This window comes from Streptomyces bluensis (assembly GCF_014650715.1).
Lineage (GTDB): Bacteria > Actinomycetota > Actinomycetes > Streptomycetales > Streptomycetaceae > Streptomyces > Streptomyces bluensis.
On the sequence record NZ_BMVM01000005.1, the window covers coordinates 284,710 to 298,898 of the forward strand.

12 protein-coding genes are annotated in these 14,189 nt (G+C 67.7%); 10 read left to right on the forward strand and 2 right to left on the reverse strand.

Annotation, left to right across the window (positions count from 1 at the left end; all coding sequences use genetic code 11):
- The first annotated feature begins 18 nt into the window (after nucleotides 1-18).
- From IE262_RS16260 to fabI, 8 genes are all read left to right on the forward strand, one after another.
- Entirely contained in the window at nucleotides 19-258 is a 240-nt protein-coding gene (locus IE262_RS16260; RefSeq protein ID WP_134037414.1) for an acyl carrier protein, read from the forward strand.
- Between the two features lie 322 nt (nucleotides 259-580).
- Nucleotides 581-2,089, forward strand: coding sequence for an aminotransferase class I/II-fold pyridoxal phosphate-dependent enzyme (locus IE262_RS16265; RefSeq protein ID WP_229877287.1), 1,509 nt, complete (start codon nucleotides 581-583; stop codon nucleotides 2,087-2,089).
- Between the two features lie 53 nt (nucleotides 2,090-2,142).
- On the forward strand, nucleotides 2,143-2,280 hold the full coding sequence (locus tag IE262_RS16270) for a hypothetical protein (protein ID WP_189874391.1): 138 nt from the start codon (nucleotides 2,143-2,145) through the stop codon (nucleotides 2,278-2,280).
- Nucleotides 2,281-2,339: 59 nt separating this feature from the next.
- Nucleotides 2,340-2,744 carry a MaoC/PaaZ C-terminal domain-containing protein gene (locus IE262_RS16275; protein WP_134037828.1) on the forward strand — a complete coding sequence of 135 codons (405 nt, stop codon included), beginning with the start codon at nucleotides 2,340-2,342 and terminating at the stop codon, nucleotides 2,742-2,744.
- A 32-nt stretch (nucleotides 2,745-2,776) separates the two neighbouring features.
- The gene (locus IE262_RS16280) at nucleotides 2,777-3,538 is read left to right on the forward strand and encodes an SDR family NAD(P)-dependent oxidoreductase (protein WP_189874393.1); all 762 of its coding nucleotides are present in this window, start codon (nucleotides 2,777-2,779) and stop codon (nucleotides 3,536-3,538) included.
- A 128-nt stretch (nucleotides 3,539-3,666) separates the two neighbouring features.
- Entirely contained in the window at nucleotides 3,667-4,458 is a 792-nt protein-coding gene (locus tag IE262_RS16285; protein ID WP_189874395.1) for a GNAT family N-acetyltransferase, read from the forward strand.
- A gap of 34 nt (nucleotides 4,459-4,492) precedes the next feature.
- Nucleotides 4,493-5,197 carry a beta-ketoacyl-ACP reductase gene (gene fabG / locus IE262_RS16290; RefSeq protein ID WP_229877293.1) on the forward strand — a complete coding sequence of 235 codons (705 nt, stop codon included), beginning with the start codon at nucleotides 4,493-4,495 and terminating at the stop codon, nucleotides 5,195-5,197.
- Nucleotides 5,198-5,223: 26 nt separating this feature from the next.
- Nucleotides 5,224-5,991 (forward strand): enoyl-ACP reductase FabI, encoded by a 768-nt coding sequence (fabI, locus tag IE262_RS16295; RefSeq protein ID WP_189874399.1) that lies wholly within the window; start codon nucleotides 5,224-5,226, stop codon nucleotides 5,989-5,991.
- 51 nt (nucleotides 5,992-6,042) lie between these two features.
- Here the strand turns inward: fabI and IE262_RS16300 are convergent, their stop codons facing one another.
- Nucleotides 6,043-6,723 (reverse strand): sigma-70 family RNA polymerase sigma factor, encoded by a 681-nt coding sequence (locus tag IE262_RS16300; RefSeq protein ID WP_189874401.1) that lies wholly within the window; start codon nucleotides 6,721-6,723, stop codon nucleotides 6,043-6,045.
- 1,367 nt (nucleotides 6,724-8,090) lie between these two features.
- Between IE262_RS16300 and IE262_RS16305 the strand changes: the two genes are divergently transcribed.
- Complete coding sequence (locus IE262_RS16305; protein WP_189874403.1) at nucleotides 8,091-9,980, forward strand: AfsR/SARP family transcriptional regulator; 1,890 nt, start codon at nucleotides 8,091-8,093, stop codon at nucleotides 9,978-9,980.
- A gap of 230 nt (nucleotides 9,981-10,210) precedes the next feature.
- On the opposite strand, the gene IE262_RS16315 is transcribed toward IE262_RS16305, so the two are convergent.
- Entirely contained in the window at nucleotides 10,211-10,777 is a 567-nt protein-coding gene (locus tag IE262_RS16315) for a TetR/AcrR family transcriptional regulator (protein WP_189874406.1), read from the reverse strand.
- Nucleotides 10,778-10,951: 174 nt separating this feature from the next.
- Between IE262_RS16315 and IE262_RS16320 the strand changes: the two genes are divergently transcribed.
- Nucleotides 10,952-14,167 carry an alpha-L-rhamnosidase gene (locus tag IE262_RS16320; protein ID WP_189874408.1) on the forward strand — a complete coding sequence of 1,072 codons (3,216 nt, stop codon included), beginning with the start codon at nucleotides 10,952-10,954 and terminating at the stop codon, nucleotides 14,165-14,167.
- The last annotated feature ends 22 nt before the right edge of the window (nucleotides 14,168-14,189 follow it).

A 14,189-nucleotide genomic window follows, 5' to 3' on the forward strand; every position in this document is an offset into this window, starting at 1 on the left:
GGGAAGGAAACACAGCAGGTGGCGACGAACGAGGAAATCCTGGCCGATCTCGGCGAGATCATCGAGGAGATCGCTGGTGTAGCGGCGGCCGATGTGACCCCGGAGAAGTCCTTCGTGGACGACCTGGACATCGACTCGCTGTCCTTGGTGGAGATCGTGGTCCAGGCCGAGGACAAGTTCGGGGTCAAGATCCCGGACGACGAGATGGCCAACACGGTCAACGACGCGGTCCGCTACATCGCGGCCAACCAGAGCTGACCGGTGGAGCCCCGGCCCGCCCCGGGCACCGGCGCGCTGCGCTCCTGGAGCGACCCCGGCGCCTCGTGCGACACGCTCCACGTCGAGTGCACGCGCGAGGGGGACATGCTCTCCCTCGACGTCGTCGGCGGCGACGACCTCCTCGGCGCAGAACCCGTCTGCGAGCCGGCCCGGGGAATCTGCGCCCCTTGCCCGGTGCCCGAGCACTCGGCCGCGCCCGCCGCCGACTGGTGGCACGCCTCGCACGGGTGGGTCCACCCGGGCCGGCCGGCCCGCCCGCCCGGTACGTGCGGAGCACGTCGCCCCGGAGGTCACCGCACCGGTGCCGCGCACCCCGGCGGAGCACGTCCTCGCCGGGGCGGTCACCTCGGCACTGGCCGTCCCGCCTGCCGCGCCGGTGGCCATGAACGCGAGCCTCGCCGACCACGGAGGAGACCCGCTCGTGGTCCCCCGTGCGCTCGAAGCCCTCGCACGCGCCGGGCTCACCGGCCTCGTCGCCGACGAGTTCGACGGACCGGCCTCACCGGGGCACCTCGCCACGGCGCTGGAGCCCCTCCCCATCCCGTGCCCCCCGCCCAGGAGACAGCACACCATGACCAGTACGCCGCACCTCACCGACCGCCTCGCCCCATGGTCGTTCGCGGAGTTCGTCGACGCGAGCGGTTACGAGATGGTCTCCCGCCCGCCGGTGGTCGACGGCGTCGTCGGGCCCACAATCGTCCGCGACGGCCGCGAGCTGGTGAACTTCGCGAGTATCAATTTTCTCAACCTGGGACGGCGCCTCTCGCTGACCCGCGAGTTCACCGACGCAGCCCACACGTACGGCCTGACCACCGGCGGCTCCCGGATGACCCAGGGCATCTGCCGCCCGCACCAGGCGCTGGAGGAGTCCATCGCCCGGCAAACCGGCAAGGAGCGGGCCATCAGCTTCGCGACCGGGCTGCTGGCCAACGTCGGCTTCGTGCACGCCATGAGCCACTCCGCCCGGTTCGACACCACGCTGCAGGTGCACAACCGCGACACCGTCTTCGTGCTCGACCGGGACTCCCACTGGAGCATCTGGAAAGCCGTCGAGGGCCTCGGGTACGGACGCTCCGTCCACGCGTTCCGGCACAACGACGTCGCTGACCTGGCCCGCGTCCTCGACCGCGTCCGCTCGAACAAGATCGTGGTGATCATCGAGAGCGTCTACTCGGCCGACGGCTCGATGGCGCCGGTGATGGAACTGCTCGACGAGTGCGACCGCCACGGCGCGATCACCATGGTCGACGACGCGAACGGCTTCATGCTCTACGGGCCGCCCCACCGGCCCTTCGCCGCGGAGTACGCCGCGATACGGGAGCGGGCCGACTTCGTCATGGTCTCGCTGTCCAAGGCCGTCGGACTGGAAGGCGGTGCCCTCGCCGGGCCGGCGCACGCCATCGACGCGTTCGAGGTGCTCTCCGGCACCTCGATGTTCACCGCCGCCATCCAGCCACCCACCGCCCACGTCGCCGAGCGCACCATCCACGCCCTGGAGAGTGACCCGTCGATCGTCGACGACTACCTGGCGCGGGCCGACCGGTTGCGCGCCGACATGCACGAGAGGGGCGTGCCGACCACCCCGGCCGAGTCCTACATGCTCTCGGTGCCGATCGGCGACGACGACGCGGCGCTGACGATGCGCGAGTGGTTCGTCGAGGACGGCTACCTCGTGCCGGTCTTCTGCTACCCGGCGGTCCCCCGAAATCAGGCGCTGCTGCGCCTGATCCCGCACGCCGGCCACACCGAGGAGCAGATCGACGGCTTCCTGCACACCCTCGTGACCTACCGCCGGCGCCTGGGCCTCTGACGTTCTCACATCCGACCGCGCCCCCCCGACGACCGAGGATTCCCATGACCGTCATGAGCAGCAGCACCTACACAACCAACACGATCGACAAAACCGAGGCCGGCGCGCGGACCGTGCACGAGCTCGCCCCTCCGCCGGGCTGCTCGTACTGGTGGGCGCGCCCGATGGCCGTCGTTGCCGCGGTCAAGTGAGCCGGGCCGGTCTCCCCCTGGTGCTCACGACCGCGGAGCTGCCCGATCACGTGGGACGGATGCTGGGCACCAGCGAGGACCACCGGATCGACCAGGACCGCGTGGACGCATTCGCCCGGGTCACCGGGGACGACCAGTGGATCCACGTCGACCCCGAACGGGCCGGCCCCGTCGGGGGCACGATCGCCCACGGGCATCTGCTGCTGTCGCTGATCCCGGTCATGTCCACGGAGGCGTTCACCGTCACCGACGCGCTGCGGACGGTGAACCACAGTCTCGACGGCGTGCGCTTCCGCGCGCCGGTGCCCACCGGCGGCGTGGTCCGCGGCCACTTCCGCCTCACCGACGCGCGGCCCCGGGCCCGCGCCTGGTACGAGCTCGTCCTCGGGGTCGAGATCGAGCTGCTCGACGGGCCGGTGGTGTGCCGCGCCAAGCAGACCTACCTGTGCGCGCTGCGCACGTGACCGCTTCCCCGGCGGGGAGCAAGGAGGAAACCATGGACTCGACGGACACCCCGGTGGCCCTCGTCACCGGCGGCACCAGCGGGATCGGTCTGGCCACAGCTCGCCTACTGAGCGAACACGGGCACACCGTCGCGGTGTGCGGGCGTGACCAGCAGCGTCTCGACCGAGCCGCTCGCGAGCTCCCCCGTGCGCACGCCGTACGCGCCGACCTGGCCAAGTGGGAGGCCGCCGCGGCAGCGGTGGCGGAGGTGGTGTCCACCTTCGGTCGGCTCGACGTGCTGGTGAACGCGCACGGTGTGGTCGGCAAGCCCGGACCCGTGGCGGACCTGCCGGCCGCCGAATGGGATGACGTACTCGGCACGAACCTGATGGGGGCGATCGCGACGACCGTCGCCGCGGTCCCCGCGCTGCGGCGTACCCGAGGGGCCGTGGTGCACGTGGCGTCGATCAGCGCGATCCAGGCCGCCCCGCTGACGGCGCCCTACGGAGTGTCGAAGGCGGGCCTGGTCGCGTTCACCAAGCACGCCGCCGCCGACCTCGCCGAGTTCGGCATCCGGGTCAACGCGGTGCTGCCCGGGTGGGTCCGGACCCCGCCGGCAGTGGCGTACTTCGAGGAGATCGGCCGGCCCGAGGGTCCGACGGAAGGGAACTTCCTGGGGCGCGTCGCCGAGCCCGTCGAGATCGCGGAGGTGATCGCCTTCCTGGCCTCTCCGAAGGCCAGCTTCATCACCGGTGAGGCCGTCGTCGCCGACGGCGGGGACTGGATCAAGATGGCCGACGGGGAGTCGGGGTGACCCGGCCGTGAACGCGGAGGCACGCCTGGCCGGCCCTGTGTGCGGGTCGGCAGGCGTCCTTCGGTGCCTCCCCGACCTACCGGCCGCCGCCCTCCGAGACATGCGCAAGACAGCCGCAGGAGGATTGCATGGAAAACTCCAGGATCAGTACGTTACTTGGACTGCATTACGACTTCCTTCTGGGAATGTTCTGCTCCGATCGACACGTGACTCCGCTCGGGCACCTCGTTCTGAGCGATCTCATCGCAGACCCCTACTACAACTTCTTTTGTCCCCATGCCGATTTCGACCTGTCCTCTCTCGGTTCAATGAGTGAAAAATTGCCCGATCGAGGCCGGCAGCCGGCATTGTATGTGACCCCCCTCTCCTCCGTCAGGCAAGGCGAGCTTGCCGACTTCTCTCAGTACGCATGCGACTCTTGGATGCTGCGTGAGGCAAGGCCGCAGGAAAACGCCAATGACGCAACTGGCATCGAGATAGTGAGCATAACCGGCGAAATGCGGGAAGAGTTCTTATCCGCGTTTTCCTCGGCGTACTCCAGCGAAGATGCCGTGGATCTGTACGGGCCGCTGGATGAAAGCTACATCCATGCCTTGAGGCGCAGCTTCGAGGTTACTGGCTCGACGTATGAGAAATTCTATCTACTCGCGAAGGCCGGCGGGAGAGCCGTCGGTGTGACCATCCTGCTGGTGGCTGGCCCTTACGCAGGGGTCTATGCCGTTGGAACGGTGGCCGATGCACGCCGTAAAGGTGTGGGCCGCGCTCTCATGAGTGAGTGCTCACGTCTTGCGTACGCAGCCGGCGCCAAAATCCTTTTTCTTCAGACGGAAGCGGGATCCAAGGCGGAAAAGTGGTACCAAAAGCTGGGCTACAGTCACGAATTCTATGGCACCTGTTATGTATCCGCGGCGCCTCAGTGAATTTCACCGGATGGCGGGACTGGAGGAATCGAAAGTGGCACGGTCGGTATTGGTCACGGGTGGTAACCGTGGCATCGGTCTGGCGATCGCGCGGGCGTTCGCCGATCAGGGAGACAAAGTCGCGGTGACCCACCGCGGCTCGAACGCACCGGACGGAATGCTGGGCGTCACCTGCGACGTGACCGACCCGGAACAGGTCGATGCGGCGTTCGCCGAGGTCGAAGAGGCGCACGGTCCGGTCGAGATCCTGGTGTCCAACGCCGGCATCACCGACGACACTTTGCTGCTGCGGATGAGTGAGGAACAGTTCACCCGCGTGCTCGACGCCAACCTGACCGGCTCGTTCCGCGTCGCCAAGCGTGCCACCCGCTGCATGCTCCGCAAGCGCTGGGGCCGGCTGGTGTTCATCTCGTCGGTCGTGGGCCTGTCGGGCAGCGCCGGTCAGGCGAACTACGCGGCGAGCAAGGCCGGCGTCGTCGGCTTCGCCCGTTCACTCGCCCATGAACTCGGCAGCCGCAACATCACGTCGAACGTGATCAACCCCGGTTTCGTGGCCACCGAGATGACCGCGGTCCTGCCCGACGAACGCAAGCAGGAAACCCTGGGCCAGGTCCCCCTCGGCCGTTACGCGGACACCACGGAGGTCGCGGCGGCCGCCACGTTCCTCGCTTCCGACGCGGCCTCCTATATCACCGGCGCGGTGCTGCCGGTCGACGGCGGCCTTGGAATGGGCCACTGAGCCACTGCTATTCAAAGGGAGAGATTGTGACGGGTCTGCTCGACGGCAAGCGGCTGCTGATCACCGGCGTGCTCACGGGCGCCTCGATCGCCTTCCACGTGGCGCGCATCGCGCAGGAGCAGGGAGCTGAGGTGGTGCTCACCGGATTCGGCAGGCTCAGGCTGGTCGAGCGGATCGCCAAGCGTCTGCCCGCACCCGCCTCGGTGATCGAACTGGATGTCACCAACTCCGAGCACCTTGAGTCACTGTCGGGCAAGGTGTCCGAGCACGTATCCGGTTTGGACGGTGTAGTGCACTCGATCGGGTTCGCTCCGGCTTCTTGCCTCGGTAATCCATTCCTGGAGGCTCCTTGGGAGGATGTCGCCACCACCGTTCACGTTTCTGCCTATTCGTTCATGTCTTTGACGCGCGCTGTTCTTCCGCTGCTCAGTGAAGGGGCTTCGGTGGTGGGGATGGACTTCGACGCACGGCAGGCCTGGCCCGCTTACAACTGGATGGGGGTTGCCAAGGCCGGTCTGGAGTCCGTCACCCGGTACCTGGCCAAGGAGTTGGGGCCCGAGCAGATTCGGGTGAACCTTGTCGCCGCTGGTCCCGTTCGGACTGTGGCCGCCAAGTCCATTCCTGGGTCCGATGACATTGAGGAGCAGTGGGGGTCTCGGGCTCCTCTCGGGTGGAAGGTCGATGACCCTGAACCCGTTGGCAAGTCCGTTTGCGCTCTTCTTTCCGACTGGTTGCCTGCTACAACTGGGTCCATGATCTGGGCGGATGGCGGGTTTCACGCCGTGGGTATGTAGCTTTGCCGTTGGCGCCGCCTACGCCCGACCAGCCCCACGCAGGGCGGGTACCTACGTCGCGAAACCGGACTCGGTGTCGACATGGAGTACCTTCTGGAGTTGCTGAATCGCGTTATGGCATCGAGATTTCACGGTGCCGGGGGGAATGCCCAGCATGGTCGCCACATCATTCACGATGTGGCCCTGGATGTAGACCGCGACGACTGCGGCTCGGTGTTTCGGGGACAGACACGACAACATGTCATTGACGACCGCCTCTGATTCGATGGCCTCGAAGGCCCGGTGGCCATCAAGAGCGGTGTTGACGGTAGCCTGCGGCCCCTCCAGGTCCAGTTCCGTGGCCAAGTTCACCTCGGACGGTCTGGCGCGGACCCGGCGATGTCGATCGACCACGATGTTCCGGGCTACTTTCCGCAGCCATGGCGTCAACGACCGCCCAGGTTTGTGCACCTCAGGGTGCTGCCATAACCGGAGTGTGGTCTCCTGAGCCACGTCTTCCGCCGTGTGGATGTCGCCGTCAAGCAGGTGACTGACGTAATGCACGATCTCGGCGCGATGGATGAGCCATTGTTCGGCCGACAACTCGACGGTGTGCTCCGGATCGGACTCCTGGCCCTGCTCGGCGATCTCGGCTTCCCCCTGGGCATCGCATGATTTCGCAGTGAGACTGTTGCCGGCTTGGTGGTGAACGTCAGAAGACTTCTCTGCCTGTGCTGGTGGGCGCGTCGCCACGATGGCTCTCCCTTGAGTAGTGGATTCCGTGGTTGAAGCCGAGAAGATCGCGATGGTCCCGGAACGGCTGGAACTTGTCGGAAGAAGAGAAGAGCGGGGCGCCACGGAATTCCTTGTGGCCAGCCACGAACTGCCGTAGCGACTCGACCAGAAGATTGCCGAGATGTTCTTGAAGGGATGCCGTCAATGTCGCGTCGGGTCCTCGGGCAAGCTCACGCAGGACGGCGCGGCTCCACAGATGCGTACGCGGCGGTCGCACTGGTGCGAAGCGGCGTGAGGTGCGAGGCGGCGTGAGGTGCGAGGCGGAAACAGGGTAGAGGCGGCCCAGGATGTCCAGCAGCCGGCGCAGCGGCCGTGGCGACCTGCCGGCTGGGTCGTAGTGATACGGACAAGGCGCTGTTCCGCCGTCTCATACGGCAACGAGCGGCGGTTTACCACGACCGGCATACACTGGTGCAGTGGCCGGCAAGCGCGTGATCAGTCGCGTGCGTGCAGATTCTGAGGTTCGTCGGCTTCTCGCCGAACAGTTCGCCGACGTCGAACGGCCGGTTGAGCGGACCCGTGCGGCACCGGGCTGATGTCGATAGCCGGCGACCGGAACCAGGGGCGCATGAGTGCGTTCATCCGGTGTCCTTCCCACGCGGTTTTTTGCTCGGTCATGACCAGCAAGGACAACACTTCGACAATCTCACCCGTGACTTGCCGCCCGTTTGTCGCTCACTTGCCGGACGCTTGCGCGCGGTGCGCACGCCGATCAGAAGGCTGAACGACCAGGCCGGCTGATCGGCCCGCGCCATCGCGGGCGGGATCGCCGGCCGCCCTCGCCTGGCTGGATTCCGCAGGGAGGCCATCGCCCGTCAGTCGCCGCGATGACGATTGACGGGCCGCGTATCGCGTCGACCGCGGCCTGGATGCCTCCGGCGGGCTGCTGTTCGTGCTGGACGGGTCCAAGGCGCTGGAGCGCACCCTGCTCATGACCAATCCCATCGAGTCCATGATCTCTATCGCCCGCGCTACCCAGCGTAACGTCAAGAACTGGAAAGGCGCGGCGATGCCCCGCCGGGCCGCCGTCGGCGTGCGCGTCGCGAGACCAAGTTCCGTCGTATCAAGGGCTACAAGGACCTGCCGCTTCTCGTGGCCGCCCTGGCCCGACACGCCCATCCCATCAAGCCTGAAACCCTCACTACGACCGCATAACATGATCAGCGACCGTCACTCCAAGTTCCACAGCGGAAGGGCCAACTTCAGTACGGGGGGGATTGGAAAGCCGTCTGGTGGTGAAACCCGACTTGCAGGTCGTCATGCTTGGTCCCCTTGTGGTCCGCCAAAGAGGGCAGGAGCTCAGTCTCGGGCCACAGTTGCGGCGCGTGCTGCTTATCCGGCTGCTTCTGGAGAACAGTCGCTCTGTTCCCGTGGACGTACTGTGCGAAGACGTGTGGCAGGGACGGCCGCCGCCCAGCGCGGTGGCGACCTTGCACTCCCATGTGAGCAGACTGCGCGACGTCCTGGAGCCGAAACGCTCACGCCGAGCGGGCCACGAGGTCCTGGCCAGGGACTCGACGGGTTATGCCCTGCGGTTGCCCGAGGAGGTGCGCGACACCGTGCACTTCGAGCGTTTGGTGGTCGGGGCCCGACAGTTGCTGGCCGACGGCCGGGCAGCGGAGGCACGTGCGGAGGTCGACCGTGCGTTGGCGCTGTGGCGCGGCTCGGCGTTCGCGGACGTGGAACACCACCGGTTCGCGATGCGCGAGTCGGCACGGTTGAGCGAACTGCAGTTGCAGGCGGTGGAGTTACGCACGGACGCGCTGCTGAACGAGGGTGAGTACGAGCGCGCCGTTCTGGTCGCCGAAGACCTGACGGCTCGGCATCCACTGCGCGAAAGGGCCTGGAACCTCTTGCTGCGGGCGCTCTACTTATCCGGACGTCCTGCTGACGCGTTGCAGCGCTTTGCTGAAGTGCGCCGGCGTCTCGGTGAGGAGCTCGGCGTCGATCCGGGTCCGGAACTGCAGGACACGCATCAGGCGATCCTGAACCACGACATCCGGTTGCCGCATCCGCCGCCTCGCCGGTCGACTGATGCCCGGCACCAGGGCCTTGGTGAGCCGCTGCGCAAGCGTGAACCGCTGGACCTGATACCGCGGCCCGCGCAACTGCCCGCGGATCTGTCGACATTCGTGGGAAGGCCGGCTCAACTGGCACGGCTCTGGGAATCGGTTGACGAGGAACATCCAGAAACGGCAGCGCGAGCGGTGCTGATCGACGGGGTTGCCGGCAGTGGAAAGACCGCGCTCGCGGTCCACTGGGCCCATCAGGCCGCTGACACCTTTCCGGACGGGCAACTCTTCGTCAACCTGCGCGGCTACGACCAGGCCGGACGGCCACTGAGTCCGGTGGAGGTCCTGGACGACTTCCTGTGTGCGTTCGGCGTGCTGCTGGAACGCGTCCCGGCGGGTCTGGATGCGAAGATCGCCATGTTCCGCAGTCTGCTGGCGGGCCGTCGCGTGCTGGTCGTGCTGGACAACGCGCGCGACGAGAACCAGGTCAGGCCTTTGCTGCCAGGCACGCGTGGTTGCATGGTGCTGGTGACCAGCCGTACGCAGTTGCCCGGTCTGATCGTCACGAACGACGTCCGCCCGATGACGCTGGGCGTGTTCTCGTCGGAAGAAGCTCGTCAGGCAATGTCCCAACGACTCGGCGCAGACCAGATCGAGGCGCATCCCGAAGCGGTGCAGGACATTATCGACCTCTGCGGGCGGCTGCCGCTGGCCTTGGCCATCGTCGCCGCGGTTGCACAGACCCGCCCGAACTGCGTGTTGACCCACGTCGCGGATGAACTCCGCCGGACCAGGGGAATCCTGGACCTCTTCACCGGAGACGATGCCAACACCAACATACGGACGGTTTTCTCGTGGTCCTACCAGGCCCTCAGTGCCGATGCGGCGCGCCTGTTCCGCCTGCTCTCCCTGGCTCGCGGTGCCTGGATCTCCACAGCGGCCGCAGCAAGCCTCGCGGGGGTGACGATATCGACGGTGAAGCCCTTGCTGCGTGAACTGACACGCCAACACCTCCTCAGCGTGCAGTGCCCTGATCGATACGTCCTTTCGGGTCTGATCCGCGCTTATTCATCGGAACTGGCCGACAGTTATGACAGTGCTGTCGACCGCCGCGCAGCGCAGGCTCGGCTCTCCCGCTACCTGAAGACGTTTCCCCCTGTGACCGTACACCCGGAGACCGGAATGAGGTTGCAGAGGAAGTAGTGCCGGGCGGGTGGAACGATGCCTGACTTCATCACCGCCAGAACGCCTTGCCTGCTTCTGAAGTGCGAGCAGCCGTCGAGGAATTCTGCCGAACAGGCACGGGGGTGATCGGAGTGCGTGGGTGCCTCGCCAGGTGGGTGTGCTCCTGCCCGTTGCGCGCTTGGCGAGGTTGCCGACCGAGGCGACGTGGATCACGGCTTCGGAACTGGCGGGCTGCGGTGTGGTGAAAGTCAGTGGGGTTGCTCTGCCCGCCATCGGTGGGTGGAGACGCCGGAGAGCATCAGGTCGGCAACCAGGCGAGTGAAGTCGATGCGCGCGGCTCGGCCGCTTTGCACGGCCCACTGCGCGGCCGCGACCAGGCTGTAGAAAGCCTCGGAAAGCCACGCCACGGGGAGCTCGCTGGTGAACTCCCCGGAGCGTTGACCGCGCCGGAAGAGCCCATGAATCATCTGGTCGATCTCGTCCCAGGTCGGATGCATGGTGGCGGAGTCCGACTCCTGACTCTGGGTGTACAGCAGCGCCAGATAGGGGGCGACGTGCTCGGAGGCCGCTACGAGGCGGCGCACCGCGGAAGCGCAGTCCCCCTCCTCCAGATGCGCTGCCAGAACCGCCGCATGCAGTTGTTCGGCGGCCATTACCTCCAATGCCTGCAGTAGTTCGGCCCGCCCCGCGAAATGGCGGTGGAGGGTCGCCCGGCTTACCCCGACCCCCTTCGCGATCTCGTCCTGGGTGGCGTTCGGCCTCCGGCTCAGGACGTCCGCAGCTGCTCGCAGCATCGCGTCTCGATCCATGGTCATGCGACAAACGTAGCTCGCAGTACGGGAGTTGTCGGTTTGACGGCGGCCACCTGCCTGGACATGTCCGGCATCCGCTGCGCCGTCGGTTGCCCCCGCGCATGTCATTGACGTGCGTCTCATGGGCCCCTACCGTCACCGCGATGAATCGATTCACCTTCTACCCCTGGGGTCGCTGTGATCAGTAGAAGGAACATCCTCGCGGGCGCCGCGGCCACGGTGGGTGCCGTGGCCGCCGGCACCGGGCCGGCCGTGGCCGCGCCCGCAACTGCCGCTGGACATGCCGCGGGACCTGCCGGAAAGAGCGCTTTACGGGTTACCTCTCCGACCGTCGAGTACGTGCAGCGACCGCTGGGCCTCGACGCGGCCCGGCCGCGGCTGAGCTGGCCGCTGGCGGCGGCCGGACCGGGGCAGCGGCAGAGTGCCTACCACGTGCGGGTCGCCTCCAGTGCCGCCGGTCTGTCCCACCCGGATGTGTGGGACAGCGGCAAGGTCGTCTCGGAGGAATCCGTCCTCGTCCCGTACGCCGGCCCTCGACTCCAGCCCCGTACACGCTACTTCTGGTCGGTGCGGGTATGGGATGCCGACGGTGGTGTCTCGGAGTGGAGCGCGCCGTCGTGGTGGGAGACCGGCCTGATGGACGAGTCGCAGTGGTCGGCTGAGTGGATCTCCGCTCCGGCGGCCCTCACGGATGTCCCGTCCCTGGAGGGCAGTTCCTGGATCTGGTACCCGGAGGGCGACCCGGCGAGCAGCGCTCCGGCGGGCACCCGGTGGTTCCGCCGCACCGCCCGCCTGCCCGAGGACATCACCGCGGCCACCCTGGTCATCAGCGCGGACAACGTCTACGCCGTCTCCCTCAACGGCACCGAGCTGGCACGCACCGACCTGGACACGGACAACGAGGGCTGGCGTCGCCCGGCCGTCATCGACGTCCTCGACCACGTACGTCCCGGACCGAACACCCTCGCTGTCTCCGCGGCCAACGCCACGGCCGGGCCCGCCGGACTGATCTGCGTACTGGCCCTGACCACGTCCTCCGGCGAGCAGAGGATCTGCACCGACGCCTCCTGGAAGGCCACGGACCAGGAACCGGGCGGGAACTGGCGCGCACCGGACTTCGACGACAGCGCCTGGCAGGCGGCGAAGCCGGCCGCCGCGTGGGGAGCGGGGCCGTGGGGCCGGGTCGTACCGGTCGCGTTCGCCGCCCACCAGCTGCGCCATGAGTTCCGGCTGCCGGCCAAGAAGGTGAGCCGTGCCCGTCTTTACGCCACGGCGCTCGGGCTCTACGAGGCGCACCTCAACGGCCGGCGCGTGGGACGCGATCGACTCGCCCCGGGCTGGACCGACTACCGCAAGCGTGTGCAGTACCAGACCTACGACGTCACCGGCTCCGTCCGCCCGGGCGCCAACGCGCTCGGCGTCTTCCTGGCCCCCGGCTGGTACGCGGGCAACATCGCGAGTTTCGGTCCGCACCAGTACGGCGAACGCCCGGCGCTCCTGGTCCAGTTGGAGGTCGAGTACGCCGACGGGACGAGTGAACGCATCACCTCGGGGCCTCAGTGGCGGGCCACGGCGGGACCGATCGTCTCCGCCGACCTGTTGTCGGGCGAGACCTACGACGCGCGGAAGGAGACGGCCGGGTGGACCTCGCCCGGCTTCGACGACCGGTCCTGGCTCGCGGTGCGCGGCGCTGACAACGATGTCCCGGAGAAGATCGTCGCACAGGTCGACGGTCCCGTCCGTATCGCGCAGGAGCTCCGCGCCCAGGAGGTCACCGAGCCCAAACCGGGGGTCTTCGTCGTCGACCTGGGCCAGAACATGGTCGGGTCGGTACGGCTGCGCGTATCGGGCGAGGCCGGAACCACGGTGCGGTTGCGGCACGCGGAGGTCCTCAATCCCGACGGCACGATCTACACCGCGAACCTCCGGTCGGCCGCCGCGACGGACACGTACATCCTCAGGGGGCGCGGCGAGGAGATCTACGAGCCGCGTTTCACCTTCCACGGGTTCCGCTACGTCGAAGTGACGGGATTCCCCGGGAAGCCGTCGACGGGGTCCGTGACCGGGCGGGTCATGCACACCTCCGCGCCGTTCACGTTCGAGTTCGAGACCGACGTACCGATGCTCAACCAGCTGCACAGCAACATCGTCTGGGGGCAGCGCGGCAACTTCCTCTCCGTCCCGACGGACACCCCGGCCCGCGACGAAAGGCTCGGCTGGACCGGCGACATCAACGTCTTCGCACCCACCGCCGTGTACACGATGGAGTCGGCCCGCTTCCTCAGCAAGTGGCTGGTCGATCTCCGCGACGCGCAGACCCCGGACGGCGCGTTCACCGACGTGGCGCCCGCCGTCGGAGGCCTCGGCAGCGGCGTGGCGGGCTGGGGGGACGCGGGGGTCACGGTCCCCTGGGCCCTGTACGAGGCGTACGGTGACCGACAGGTGCTCCACGACGCCTGGCCGTCCGTCCGGGCCTGGCTGGGGTATCTGGAGAAGCACAGCGACGGGCTGCTGCGGCCGGCCGCCGGATACGGCGACTGGCTCAACGTGTCGGACGAGACCCCCAAGGACGTGATCGCGACCGCCTACTTCGCGCACAGCGCCGAGCTGGCGTCACGCATCGCGACAGAGCTGGGCGAGGACCCCGCGCCCTACGCCGACCTCCGGGCACGCGTACGTGAGGCGTTCCGGACGGCCTACGTCACGTCCGACGGCAGGGTGAAGGGCGACACACAGACGGCGTATGTACTCGCGCTGTCCATGGACCTGCTGCCGGACGAGCTGCGCAAGGCGGCAGCGGACCGCCTCGTGGCCCTCATCGAGGCGAAGGACTGGCACCTGTCGACCGGTTTCCTCGGCACGCCGAGGCTGCTGCCCGTCCTCACCGACACCGGTCACACCGATGTCGCCTACCGACTGCTGCACCAGCGCACCTTCCCCAGCTGGGGCTACCAGATCGACCGGGGGGCGACCACCATGTGGGAGCGCTGGGACTCCATACAGCCGGACGGCGGCTTCCAGACCCCGGCGATGAACTCCTTCAACCACTACGCCTACGGCTCGGTGGGTGAGTGGATGTACGCCAACATCGCCGGTCTCGCCCCGGGCCGGGCGGGCTACCGACGGATCGTCATCCGTCCCCGCCCGGGCGGCGACGTCACCTCCGCCGGCGCCACGTTCGCCTCCCTCTACGGTCCGGTGTCCACCCGGTGGCAACGGCGGTCCGGACGCTTCGTGCTGTCCTGCGTCGTGCCGCCCAACACCAGCGCCGAGGTGTGGATTCCCACGGACAGCCCCCGGCGCGTCCAGCACACGCGGGGGACGTTCGTGCGCGCCGAGGACGGCTGCGCGGTGTTCGAGGTCGATGCGGGAAGCCACCGCTTCAGCGCCTGACCGCGGAACGTACGAGCATGCC

Excerpts from the sequence above, each read along its gene's own strand:
- IE262_RS16270 (WP_189874391.1), top strand. The coding sequence starts at position 2,143 with ATGAGCAGCAGCACCTACACAACCAACACGATCGACAAAACCGAGGCC.
- IE262_RS16275 (WP_134037828.1), top strand. The coding sequence starts at position 2,340 with ATGCTGGGCACCAGCGAGGACCACCGGATCGACCAGGACCGCGTGGAC.
- IE262_RS16280 (WP_189874393.1), top strand. The coding sequence starts at position 2,777 with ATGGACTCGACGGACACCCCGGTGGCCCTCGTCACCGGCGGCACCAGC.
- IE262_RS16285 (WP_189874395.1), top strand. The coding sequence starts at position 3,667 with ATGGAAAACTCCAGGATCAGTACGTTACTTGGACTGCATTACGACTTC.
- IE262_RS16315 (WP_189874406.1), bottom strand. The coding sequence starts at position 10,777 with ATGACCATGGATCGAGACGCGATGCTGCGAGCAGCTGCGGACGTCCTG.